Source organism: Paraburkholderia sp. BR10141, assembly GCF_056155635.1.
In genome coordinates this window covers 92694-103557 of the sequence record NZ_JBMIQH010000031.1, presented here as the reverse complement: position 1 = coordinate 103557, position 10864 = coordinate 92694, and the positions used below count along the sequence as shown (strand labels likewise).

At 63.2% G+C, this 10864-nt stretch carries 12 protein-coding genes; 10 read left to right on the top strand and 2 right to left on the bottom strand.

The genetic code is table 11. From position 1 onward, the window contains the following. Positions 1–326: 326 nt before the first annotated feature. Complete coding sequence (locus tag ACOJB8_RS31975) at positions 327–905, bottom strand: phasin family protein (RefSeq protein WP_069265519.1); 579 nt, start codon at positions 903–905, stop codon at positions 327–329. A gap of 714 nt (positions 906–1619) precedes the next feature. Between ACOJB8_RS31975 and pbpG the strand changes: the two genes are divergently transcribed. Further along, on the top strand, positions 1620–2804 hold the full coding sequence (pbpG, locus tag ACOJB8_RS31970; protein WP_069265520.1) for a D-alanyl-D-alanine endopeptidase: 1185 nt from the start codon (positions 1620–1622) through the stop codon (positions 2802–2804). A gap of 163 nt (positions 2805–2967) precedes the next feature. Here the strand turns inward: pbpG and ACOJB8_RS31965 are convergent, their stop codons facing one another. Continuing rightward, entirely contained in the window at positions 2968–3768 is an 801-nt protein-coding gene (locus ACOJB8_RS31965) for an IclR family transcriptional regulator (protein WP_028210073.1), read from the bottom strand. Between the two features lie 190 nt (positions 3769–3958). Between ACOJB8_RS31965 and ACOJB8_RS31960 the strand changes: the two genes are divergently transcribed. The 9 genes from ACOJB8_RS31960 (at position 3959) to hscB (ending at position 10834) form a co-directional block, all read left to right on the top strand. After that, positions 3959–4681 carry a (Fe-S)-binding protein gene (locus tag ACOJB8_RS31960; protein WP_368617684.1) on the top strand — a complete coding sequence of 241 codons (723 nt, stop codon included), beginning with the start codon at positions 3959–3961 and terminating at the stop codon, positions 4679–4681. 102 nt (positions 4682–4783) lie between these two features. Then, a complete protein-coding gene (locus ACOJB8_RS31955; protein WP_475016142.1) occupies positions 4784–6220 on the top strand; it encodes a lactate utilization protein B in 1437 nt (478 codons plus the stop codon). 159 nt (positions 6221–6379) lie between these two features. After that, a complete protein-coding gene (locus ACOJB8_RS31950; protein ID WP_069265523.1) occupies positions 6380–6610 on the top strand; it encodes a hypothetical protein in 231 nt (76 codons plus the stop codon). Between the two features lie 107 nt (positions 6611–6717). Further along, entirely contained in the window at positions 6718–7200 is a 483-nt protein-coding gene (locus ACOJB8_RS31945) for a low molecular weight protein-tyrosine-phosphatase (protein ID WP_069265524.1), read from the top strand. A gap of 155 nt (positions 7201–7355) precedes the next feature. Continuing rightward, complete coding sequence (gene iscR / locus ACOJB8_RS31940) at positions 7356–7889, top strand: Fe-S cluster assembly transcriptional regulator IscR (protein ID WP_069265525.1); 534 nt, start codon at positions 7356–7358, stop codon at positions 7887–7889. Positions 7890–7967: 78 nt separating this feature from the next. Further along, positions 7968–9191, top strand: coding sequence for an IscS subfamily cysteine desulfurase (locus ACOJB8_RS31935; protein WP_069265526.1), 1224 nt, complete (start codon positions 7968–7970; stop codon positions 9189–9191). A gap of 109 nt (positions 9192–9300) precedes the next feature. Next, positions 9301–9705: a Fe-S cluster assembly scaffold IscU gene (gene iscU, locus ACOJB8_RS31930; protein WP_028216879.1), complete on the top strand. Its 405-nt coding sequence runs from the start codon at positions 9301–9303 to the stop codon at positions 9703–9705. Between the two features lie 150 nt (positions 9706–9855). Then, positions 9856–10179: an iron-sulfur cluster assembly protein IscA gene (gene iscA / locus ACOJB8_RS31925; protein ID WP_028210067.1), complete on the top strand. Its 324-nt coding sequence runs from the start codon at positions 9856–9858 to the stop codon at positions 10177–10179. A 106-nt stretch (positions 10180–10285) separates the two neighbouring features. After that, the gene (hscB, locus tag ACOJB8_RS31920; RefSeq protein WP_342945891.1) at positions 10286–10834 is read left to right on the top strand and encodes a Fe-S protein assembly co-chaperone HscB; all 549 of its coding nucleotides are present in this window, start codon (positions 10286–10288) and stop codon (positions 10832–10834) included. Positions 10835–10864 lie beyond the last annotated feature (30 nt).

The following is a 10864-nucleotide window of genomic DNA, read 5'->3' as shown; positions in this document are numbered from 1 at the left end:
TTCACCCGCACCCGACGCTGGGCGAGTCGATCGGCATGGCCGCCGAGCTGTACGAAGGCGTTTGTACCGACCTGCCGCCGCAGAAGAAGAAGTAAGTTCGTGCCGCGCCGCTCGTTGCGGCGCGCATGAAGAAACGGCGCACTCCGTGAGGGGTGCGCCGTTTGCTTTTGGGTCCTGCGGTATGTGCTACGAGAGGCGCCGGAGCGTAAAAAAGATTCCCGGTCGGCGACCGGGTAAGTGACATGCCGGGCGGCATGCCGGAGCGTTCAGGCCCGGCGCCCGGTGCGCCGCTGCTTCAGCGCACGCACCGGATCAAGCTACGACCTTCAGACCGTCTTCTTGGCCGAGGCCGAAGCGGCAGCCGAGCGCGACGCCTGGGCCGCAGCCTTGCTCGCAGCAGCGGTGGCGGCGTTGAAGTTGCTTTCCGCCATTTCCACGGCTTGCTTCGTCGCCTTGTGGACCGTTTCGTAGGTCGTGTTGGCGGCGTTGATGGCCGACTTGATCACGGCGACTGCGGTTTCCGAGCCGGCCGGCGCATTCTTCGCGACGTTGTCGACGAGCGATTGAACCTTGCGGTTCTGCTCTTCGTAGTGGGCTTCGGCGACCTTCGCGAACTCAGCCTGGGTGGCCGAGGCGATTTCATACACATGACGGCCGTACGACAGCAGCTTTTCGGTCAGCGGCTGGGCATAGCTCGTTTGCAGGGCCAGGAATTCCTGCGCGTCCTTCACCGACAGTGCGCGCTGGGCCTGTTCCTGCGATTCCGCCAGATTCGAGCGGACGGCCTGAAGATTCAATTCGACGAGCTTTTCCACGCCTTCGAATGCCTTGCCGGTGAGGCCGAACAGCGTTTCGAGGTTGGCTTTCTGGGCAGCGGCGAATTGCTCAGGGGTCAGCAGACTCATGTTTACGCTCCTGTATGTCGGCGGCCTTCGTGGGTCGCCTGAAGTAAGTGGCACGGCGCTGGTGCTCTGTCACTCGCTTTGTGCGTCGCAACATTGATTCGATTTTAGGATGCCCCAGAAGAAAGTCAAGGCTTTTTGGTGCGTCGCACAATGTCGATAATTTATTATTAAACAATCACTTATGCCCGACGCATGGCGCAACCGCGACAACGCGCCAATGCCCCGTTGCGCGGGGTTCGCCGCGAGTTGGAGGAGGCTGCGCGAAGGGTGGGGCAAGCGCGCAAAGGCGGGTTCTGGCAAGATGCGGCATGGATCGCGTGAGAGCGCCTATAGGATTTCACCTGGGTGCGTCCACCGAATTCCTGGATGGAACGTTAATGATCCATTGCGGTCGAACGCGCGTCGCGCGGCACGGCGGCACTGGTAGTCAGACAAATCTCACCTGTTTTTTCCTCAGTTCAAGTTCCTACGACGAACGCCGTTAACGCAGCAAGCGCATTTTGCGTGTGCCGCAAACGTTTTCAGCAAGCGGCGTCGCGGCGAGAGGAGTGGCTTGGCAATTGTCTGACTCCATCGAATGCGGGAAGTGCATTGGCCTGCTCAATCGAAGGTCATACTTCGGTTTAATGAGCGCCTATAAGTGCTTCAATTTGCGAATTTTTCGTGGTTTTACTACACTTGGCGAACGATCCCGCCGCTCCATCAAGAACACCAATGAAATCCGACAAGCTCCTGTCGTTCTCACTGATGCCGTCGTCGGTTATCAGCACCGCATTGTCGGTTGCTGTATCCGTCGCGATCGGTGCGACGCTCGTGGCGCCTGAGGGCGCCTTTGCTGCGTCGCAAGACGCTGCACCGGCCAAAACGGCCAAGGTGAATAAAGCCAGCAAGAAGGTTGCGAAGGCCGAGCCGGAAACGGCCAGGGCCAGCAAGAAGGCGGGCGCAACCCGTACCGTCGCCGCCAAGGAAGACGATGCGCGTCCGGTGGCCAGGAAACGCCGCGTCACTTATACGATGAACGGTCGCCACCACTCGGCGGTGCGCCGTGTCGCGTTCGAACCGCGCCAGCCGAGCGTCGGTCAGGCGTTCGGTTTGCACGATTCGCCCGACTCGCTGATGCTGCGCTCGGGCGTGGGGTACGTGGTCGACCAGAACACCCTCGAGCCGCTGTTCGACAAGAACTCGCACGCCGTCGTGCCGATCGCCTCGATCTCGAAGCTCATGACCGCGATGGTCGTGCTCGACTCGAAGGCGTCGCTCTCGGAACCGATCGAAGTCACGGACGAAGACCGCGACTACGAGAAGAACACGGGCTCGCGTCTTTCGGTGGGCTCGGTGCTCTCGCGCGAGGACATGCTGCATATCGCGCTGATGGCGTCGGAAAACCGCGCGGCAGCGGCTCTCTCGCGCTATTACCCGGGCGGTCGTCCGGCATTCATCGCGGCAATGAACGCGAAGGCGAAGCAACTCGGCATGACCGATACGCACTTCGAGAATTCGACGGGGCTTACGAGCCGCAACGTCTCGACCGCGCGTGACCTCGTGAAGATGGTGAACGCGGCGTACCAGTACCCGATGATTCGCCAGTTCTCGACCGATCGCAGCTACGACGTGTTCACGGGCAAGCGCAATCTTGCCTACAACAGCACGAATGCGCTGGTGCGCAATGCATCGTGGGACATCGGCCTGCAGAAGACGGGCTTCATCAACGAAGCGGGTGAGTGCCTCGTCATGCAGACGACGATTCACAACCGTCCGGTGATCATGGTCCTGCTCGATTCGAGCGGCAAGTACTCGCGCTTCGCGGATGCAACGCGCGTGCGCACGTGGCTCGACAATGGCGGCGCCGACCAGCAGCCGCGCATTACGAGCGCCGACGCAGGCGGCGCTGGGACCTAGATCTCAGGTTTTTCGGAATTACCCGACAAACGCCCCGCAACTGCGGGGCGTTTTGCTTTCTGGTGCGTGCCGTTCGTCCGATGTCGATACGTGAGGCACGCGGCAAGCCAAAAAAAAGCGGAGGGCACGCCTCCGCTCTTCCCGATTCTGCTGCGCCCTGCCTTCAGGCGGGCTGCGCGTTGCCTTCAGCAGGCTCCGGGTGATAGCCGAGCGACTCTGAAATCGTCAGCGCCGTCTTGCTCAACTGGCCGAGCCACGAATCCTGCAGGCGATCCGCGGGCGCCGAGAGCGAAAGACCTGCCACCAGCTTGCCGGTGTCGTCGTAGATGCCGGCAGCGATGCAGCGCACGCCCAGTTCGAGCTCTTCGTTATCACGTGCGCAGAATTGCTGGCGTACGTGAGCGAGTTCGCGCTCGAGGCGTCCGAGGTCGGTAATGCTGTTGCGCGTGTGGCCCGACAGGCCGGTGCGTGTGGCGTACGCGCGCACGCGGTTCGCTTCGTCGGCGGCAAGAAAGAGCTTGCCGACCGAAGTGAGGTGCAGCGGAGCCCGGCCGCCAATGGCGCGTACCACCTGCATGCCTGAACGCTCCGAATAGGCGCGTTCGATATAGACGATCTCGTCGCCCTGACGCACGGAGAGGTTGACGGTCTGGCCCGTGAGACGGTGCAGTTCGCGCATCGGCGTAAGCGCCGCGTCGCGTACCGAAAGCCGCGCTTTCACGAGGTTGCCGAGTTCGAGCAACCGCATGCCGAGCCGGTAAGTGCCGGGATCGGAGCGGTCGACGAGACGGCAACTCACCATATCGTTCAGGATGCGGTGCGCAGTCGAAGGATGCAGTTCGGTGCGCTGCGCAAGCTCCTTCAGGCTGACAGGGTCGCTGTGCGCGGCCAGCGCGTCCAGCAGGCGCATCATGCGCTCGATCACCTGAATCGAGGTCTTCGGATCTGGATGGGTGTCGCTCATGAGTTCAGATTCGTTTGACGCGTGAGGCGGAAAATGCATTGTATCTCGTATTGTGAAAAAAGTAAGCGCCAGGACCAAGGCTCGCGCTGCACTGCGGCATCGCGGGCGGCCGGCGAGGGCGATGCCGACCGGCGTTGGTCCCGGCGGCGAAACAGCGGATAATCGGGGACGGTTTTCACGAGGAGTCCCCATGCGAGTCGGCTTGTTCGTCACCTGCCTCATCGACACGATGCGTCCGGAAATTGGTTTTTCGACGCTCAAATTGCTCGAAGAGGCGGGCTATGAAGTGGTCGTGCCGTCCGCACAAACCTGCTGCGGCCAGCCGGCCTACAACTCCGGCGAGCGCGCCATTGCGCGCGATCTCGCGGAAAAGACGCTGCGCGAATTCGAGCAGTTCGACTATCTCGTCGTCCCTTCGGGTTCGTGCGGCGGGATGATCCGCGTGCACTACGGCGATCTGTTTCGCGACGACCCGGAATTGATGGCGCGCTATGGCAAGTTGCGCGAGCGCGTCTACGAACTCACGGATTTCCTCGTGAACGTCGCAAAGATCACGCTGCCGCAAGGGGAGTTCAGCGGGCCGGTGACGTATCACGACTCGTGTTCGGGGCTGCGTGAACTTGGGGTCAAGGCGCAGCCGCGCGCGCTGCTCGCCCAGCGCGGCATCGAAGTGCGCGAGATGAAGGACTGCGAGCACTGCTGCGGCTTCGGCGGCACCTTTGCGGTGAAGTACGGGGACATCTCTACAGCCATTGCAGACGAGAAATGCGCGAACGTTCAGGCGAGCGGCACCGGCGCGGTGGTGCTCGGCGATCTCGGCTGCATGTTGAATATCGAGGGGCGTTTGCGCCGCACCGGCGACACCGCCACGCGCGTGCTGCACATTGCGCAAGTACTGGCCGGCGACGTGTGATGCGCCGCCGGCTGCCTCCGCTCGTTTCGCACGGCATGTGCATCTAGACGCAAAACTCAGCCCCAGACCTCGCCGAACATCGCTCAACCTCGCCCTCACGCCATGCAAGTCCAATCGATGCAGTTCAAGGCGCGCGCCGGTCAGAAGCTGGCCGATCAGCGTCTGCAGCACAACCTCAAGAAGCTCTCGACCAAGTTCGTCTCGGCGCGCGCCGAGGCGATCACCGCGATCGATTTCCCCGCCACGCGCGCGGCACTCAAGGCGCGGCGCAACCGTGCACTCGAAAATCTCGACGTCTGGCTCGAGCAGTTCGAGACCGAGGCGACGCGGCGCGGCGTGACCGTCCTGTACGCGGAAACGGCGCAAGATGCGGCGCAGCTGGTCGCGGACATCGCGCGGCGCCACGACGTGCGCAAGGTCATCAAGACCAAGTCGATGGTCTCGGAGGAGATGCGGCTCAATACGGTGCTCGCGGAGATGGGTGTGCAGTCCATCGAGACCGATCTGGGCGAGTACATCCTGCAGATCAACGACAACGAGCCGCCGAGCCACATCATTGCGCCCGTCGTCCACAAGGACAAGGACGAGATCGCCGATCTCTTCGCGAAGACGCACGACAAGCCGCGCCTGACCGAAATCCCCGACATGACCCGCGAGGCGCGCGAAGTCCTGCGCCCGCATTTTCTCTCGGCGGATATGGGCGTGACGGGCGGCAACTTCGTCATCGCGGAAACCGGCTCGGTCGTGCTGGTCACCAACGAGGGCAACGAGGGCATGTGCACCGTGATGCCGCGCGTGCATGTGGCGGTGACGGGCATCGAGAAGGTGCTGCCTACGCTCGAAGACCTCGCCACCGCGATGCGTCTGTTGCCGCGTTCGGCAACGGGGCAGGCCACGTCGAACTACTTCTCGGTTCTCACGGGCCCGCGTGGACCCGAGGACCAGGACGGCCCCGAGCACATGTACGTCGTGCTCGTGGACGGCGGCCGCACCGGCCTGATCGGCGGCGAATTTCAGGAGATGCTGCGCTGCATCCGTTGCGGGGCGTGTATGAACCACTGCCCGGTCTATCAGAAGGTGGGCGGCCACGCGTATGGCTGGGTCTACCCGGGTCCGATGGGCTCTGTGCTCACGCCAGGCTACGTCGGCATCGAAAAGACACTCGATCTGCCGCAGGCCGCTACGCTGTGTGGCGAATGCAATAGCGTCTGCCCGGTGGGCATCCCGCTTTCGGACCTGCTGCGCAAACTGCGCGAGAAGCAGACGGAGCGGCATCTGCGTCCGTGGCGCGAGCGCGCGGCGCTGGCAGCCTGGGGCTGGCTCGCGCTACACCCAACCGCGTACGCGCTGCTCACCAAACTCGGGGTGCGGATACTCGAGCGCATGGGCGGGCAGACAAGGCTCATTCGAAAGCTGCCATTCGCGCGCGGCTGGACCAACGGGCGCGACATGCCCGCACCGGTCGGGCGCACGTTTCGCGAGTTGTATGCGGCACGGCACACGCATCTGGACACGACAAAGCGCCCCGAACAGGCCTGACACTCCCAGATCGGTCAAGTCCAGGTTGCCGACTATTTAAGCTGGCGCAACAGTGTGTTCGTCCGGACCGGGTTTTTCCTGATTGCAACTCTCTATATCATCTCGACTGGCGATAGTGCGTCCGCACCTGTCGCTTCACAGTCGATAGAGAGTCGCATCATGAGAAAGAAAATAACGGTGTACTGGCCGCTGGCGCTGATCGTGCCGCTCGCGGTGATCGCATGGATCCATGCATGGAAGACCGCCGAGCAGCAAATGCCGCTCGCCGCCGATCAGGTTACGGCAGAACTCGCGCGCGCCGTGTCTTATGGTCTCGTGGGCAGCGAAGGCAAGACGCCGGTGAAGGCGATGAACGGCATCGCAACGCTGCCGCGCTCGAACGCGATCTGAGGATCGCGCTGGCGCCAACGCGCCGCGCAGCGCGTACCTCGTGCGCTTTGTATAATTTGAGATTCGCCGTCGCGCGCTGAACGCCTCTCGCTGCCCAGCCCCCACGAATGAAAAAGGTTTCCGTCTGCTTCGTTTGTCTTGGCAATATCTGCCGCTCGCCCACGGCCGAGGCCGTGATGCTGCGTCTCGTCGACGAGGCGGGGCTGGCCGGGCGCGTCGAGATCGATTCGGCAGGCACGGGTGACTGGCATATCGGCGAGGCGCCGGACGAGCGCGCCCAGCGCGCGGGCGGTCTGCGCGGCTACGCGCTCGCGGCGTTGCGCGCCAGGCAGATCGCCGCCGACGATTTTCGCCGTTTCGACCTGATCGTGGCGATGGACGACGCCAACGTCACCGCGCTTCAGGGCGTCTGCCCGGCGAGCGAGCGCGACAAGATCCGCCTGCTGATGGAATTCGCGCCGCAGGCGGAAACGCGCGTGGTGGTCGATCCCTATTTCGGCGGGGACGCGGGCTTCGAAATGGTGCTCGATCAATGCGAGGCCGCCTGCGCGGGCCTGCTCGCCGCCTTGCGTCCGCAACTGGCGGATTGAGATGAGCGGCGCGAATCCGCCGAACGTGGAAATCGCGCCATTTTTTGCGATTCGCTGCGCACCTAATAACCCAGATCGCGACGTTGATACTTGACTAAACTAGTCATGTATTTATACTTGACGAAAATTGTCGAGAATTGCGGTTCCCATACATCATGAGACTCACCACCAAAGGCCGTTTCGCCGTCACGGCGATGATTGACCTGGCACTGCGCCAGGAGCAGGGCCCGGTGACGCTTGCGGGTATCAGCCAGCGGCAGCACATCTCGCTGTCGTACCTCGAACAGCTGTTCGGCAAGCTGCGCCGTCATGAAATCGTCGAATCGGTCCGTGGGCCGGGCGGCGGGTACAACCTCGCGCGCCGCGCGGAGGACGTCACGGTCGCGGACATCATCATCGCCGTGGACGAGCCGCTCGACGCCACCCAGTGCGGCGGCAAGGGCGCCTGCGAGGGCACCAAGCAGCACGACGGCCACTGCATGACGCACGAACTCTGGTCGACGCTGAACCAGAAAATGGTCGAGTACCTCGATTCGGTGTCGCTCAAGGATCTGGTGGACAAGCAGCGCGCCCGCGAAGGCGCCGCGCCCGCCGTCCTGCGCGATCGCCGCACCGAGGCGCCGGCGGTGGAGCCGGTCAGGGCGATGCCGCTGGGTCCGAACTCGATCTTCAACATGGCTGGCTCGTAAGTCCTTCGAGCGCCGCCAGAAAGCCGCAGTTGGCAATACACAGTACAGCGCAGCACACAAGATTCCCCGGAGCGATAGATGAATAACGACATTCCCCACCTGCCCATTTACATGGACTACAGCGCGACGACCCCCGTCGACCCGCGCGTGGTGGACAAGATGATTCCGTATCTGCGCGAGCAGTTCGGCAATCCGGCGTCGCGCAGCCACGCCTATGGCTGGGATGCGGAGCGCGCCGTCGAAGAGGCGCGCGAGCAGGTCGCCGCGCTCGTCAACGCCGACCCGCGCGAAATCATCTGGACCTCCGGCGCGACCGAATCGGACAACCTCGCGATCAAGGGTGCCGCGCACTTCTACAAGAGCAAGGGTAAGCACATCATCACGGTGAAGACCGAGCACAAGGCCGTGCTCGACACCTGCCGCGAACTCGAGCGCGAAGGCTACGAAGTCACGTATCTGGACGTCAAGGACGACGGCCTGATCGACCTCGAAGCGTTCAAGGCCGCACTGCGCCCCGACACGATCCTCGTTTCCGTCATGCACGTGAACAACGAGATCGGCGTGATCCAGGACATCGCGACGATCGGCGAAATCTGCCGCGAAAAGGGCATCATTTTCCACGTCGACGCTGCGCAATCGACGGGCAAGGCGCCCATCGACCTGCAAAAGCTCAAGGTCGACCTGATGTCGTTCTCGGCGCACAAGACCTACGGCCCGAAGGGCATCGGCGCGCTGTACGTGCGCCGCAAGCCGCGCGTGCGCATCGAAGCGCAGATGCACGGCGGCGGCCATGAGCGCGGCATGCGCTCGGGCACGCTGGCCACGCACCAGATCGTCGGCATGGGCGAAGCGTTCCGCATCGCGCGTGAAGAGATGGCCACGGAAAACGAGCGCGTGCGCATGCTGCGCGACAAGCTCCTGCGCGGCCTGAAGGAAATCGAAGAAACCTACGTGAACGGCGACATGGAACAGCGTGTCCCGCACAACCTGAACATCAGCTTCAACTTCGTCGAAGGCGAGTCGCTGATCATGGCGGTGAAGGACGTGGCGGTGTCGTCGGGTTCGGCGTGCACGTCCGCATCGCTCGAGCCGTCGTACGTGCTGCGCGCGCTCGGCCGCAACGACGAACTGGCGCACAGCTCGATCCGCTTCACGGTGGGCCGCTTCACGACGGAGCAGGACGTGGATTACGTGATCAACCTGCTGAAGACGAAGATCGCCAAGCTGCGCGAGCTTTCGCCGCTGTGGGAAATGCATCAGGACGGCATCGATCTGTCGACCATCCAGTGGGCAGCGCACTGAGCCAGGCGGCGAAGTCAGCAGCGAACAACGACCCGGCCGCAGCGCAAGAGCAGTCAACTATCAGTCAACTGCGTGCAGCGCGGCAAACTCGAATTGAAGGAGTGTGATCATGGCATATAGCGACAAGGTTCTGGACCACTACGAAAACCCGCGTAACGTCGGCTCGTTCGCCAAGGACGACGACGCAGTGGGCACCGGTATGGTCGGCGCGCCGGCGTGCGGCGACGTGATGAAGCTGCAGATCCGCGTGGGCGCGGACGGCGTGATCGAAGACGCGAAGTTCAAGACCTACGGCTGCGGCTCGGCGATCGCGTCGAGTTCGCTCGTGACCGAGTGGGTGAAGGGCAAGACGCTCGACCAGGCGCTCGACATCAAGAACACGCAGATCGCCGAAGAACTGGCGCTGCCGCCGGTGAAGATCCACTGCTCGATTCTCGCGGAAGACGCGATCAAGGCAGCGGTTGCCGACTATCGCCAGCGTCACACGACCGAAGCGAAGGCCGACGCGGCGTAAAGCGCAGCGCTGCGGCGTAGTAGATGCAGGACGGCGCCGGACCGGAAAGTTCGGTGCTCTGGACTAACGATTCTGGATGCAGCACGGTTGCGTCGCGACGCGAGGGAAGGCAAAAGCCCAACTGGCGGCGCGAGGCGCGGCGAAGATGCTATGGCAATTACGTTGACTGAAAAAGCGGCACAGCACGTGCAAAAGTACCTGACCCGTCGCGGCAAGGGCGTGGGCCTGCGTCTTGGCGTGCGCACCACGGGCTGCTCGGGCCTCGCGTACAAGCTCGAGTACGTCGACGAACTCGCGCCCGAGGACAACGTCTTCGAGAGCCACGGCGTGAAGGTCATCGTCGACCCGAAGAGTCTCGCCTATATCGACGGCACGCAGCTCGACTTCGTGCGTGAAGGCCTGAACGAGGGCTTCCGGTTCAACAACCCGAACGTGAAGGACGAGTGCGGCTGCGGCGAGTCCTTCCGCGTTTGAGCCCGCGTCGAGCGGTGAAAAGGCGGCCTGTGCCGCCTTTTTGATTTTGACGGCCCGCTGGTTGGCCCTCTCAGCCCTTCACAGCTCCACAAGAACGTTCCAGCCGATGAACACGCCTTCCACGCCTTCCCGGTCGCTCTCCGACAGCCACTTCGTGCTGTTCGGCCTGCCCGAGCAGTTCGCGATCGATGCGAACGCGCTCGACCATGCCTACCGCACGGTGCAGGCGCAGGTGCATCCCGACCGCTTCGCCGCGGCCGGCGAAGCGCAAAAGCGCATCGCCATGCAATGGGCCACACGTACGAACGAGGCGTATCAGACGCTGCGCGATCCGCTCAAGCGCGCGAAGTATCTGCTGCATCTGCGCGGCATCGACGTTGGCGCGGAGAACAACACGGCGATGGAGCCTGCGTTCCTCATGCAGCAGATGGAGTGGCGCGAGGCGATCGAAGACGCGGTCGGCGCGAAGAACATCGATGCGCTCGACGCACTCGCGGGCGAGCTGCGCGACGACGAACGCGTGCGCTTCACGAAGCTCGCGGCGCTGCTCGACAGCGGCTCGAATCAGCCCGCAGCCGAGGCCGTGCGCCAGCTCATGTTCATCGAGCGCGTGGCGGGCGAAATCGACTCGCAGATCGAGCGGCTCGAAGGCTGAAACCGGGCGCGCAAACGCATATCGGGCGCC

What these genes read in the sequence shown, in the direction of transcription:
- ACOJB8_RS31975 (WP_069265519.1), bottom strand. Translation starts at nt 905, where the DNA reads ATGAGTCTGCTGACCCCTGAGCAATTCGCCGCTGCCCAGAAAGCCAAC.
- pbpG (WP_069265520.1), top strand. Translation starts at nt 1,620, where the DNA reads ATGAAATCCGACAAGCTCCTGTCGTTCTCACTGATGCCGTCGTCGGTT.
- ACOJB8_RS31965 (WP_028210073.1), bottom strand. Translation starts at nt 3,768, where the DNA reads ATGAGCGACACCCATCCAGATCCGAAGACCTCGATTCAGGTGATCGAG.
- ACOJB8_RS31960 (WP_368617684.1), top strand. Translation starts at nt 3,959, where the DNA reads ATGCGAGTCGGCTTGTTCGTCACCTGCCTCATCGACACGATGCGTCCG.
- ACOJB8_RS31955 (WP_475016142.1), top strand. Translation starts at nt 4,784, where the DNA reads ATGCAAGTCCAATCGATGCAGTTCAAGGCGCGCGCCGGTCAGAAGCTG.
- ACOJB8_RS31950 (WP_069265523.1), top strand. Translation starts at nt 6,380, where the DNA reads ATGAGAAAGAAAATAACGGTGTACTGGCCGCTGGCGCTGATCGTGCCG.
- ACOJB8_RS31945 (WP_069265524.1), top strand. Translation starts at nt 6,718, where the DNA reads ATGAAAAAGGTTTCCGTCTGCTTCGTTTGTCTTGGCAATATCTGCCGC.
- iscR (WP_069265525.1), top strand. Translation starts at nt 7,356, where the DNA reads ATGAGACTCACCACCAAAGGCCGTTTCGCCGTCACGGCGATGATTGAC.
- ACOJB8_RS31935 (WP_069265526.1), top strand. Translation starts at nt 7,968, where the DNA reads ATGAATAACGACATTCCCCACCTGCCCATTTACATGGACTACAGCGCG.
- iscU (WP_028216879.1), top strand. Translation starts at nt 9,301, where the DNA reads ATGGCATATAGCGACAAGGTTCTGGACCACTACGAAAACCCGCGTAAC.
- iscA (WP_028210067.1), top strand. Translation starts at nt 9,856, where the DNA reads ATGGCAATTACGTTGACTGAAAAAGCGGCACAGCACGTGCAAAAGTAC.
- hscB (WP_342945891.1), top strand. Translation starts at nt 10,286, where the DNA reads ATGAACACGCCTTCCACGCCTTCCCGGTCGCTCTCCGACAGCCACTTC.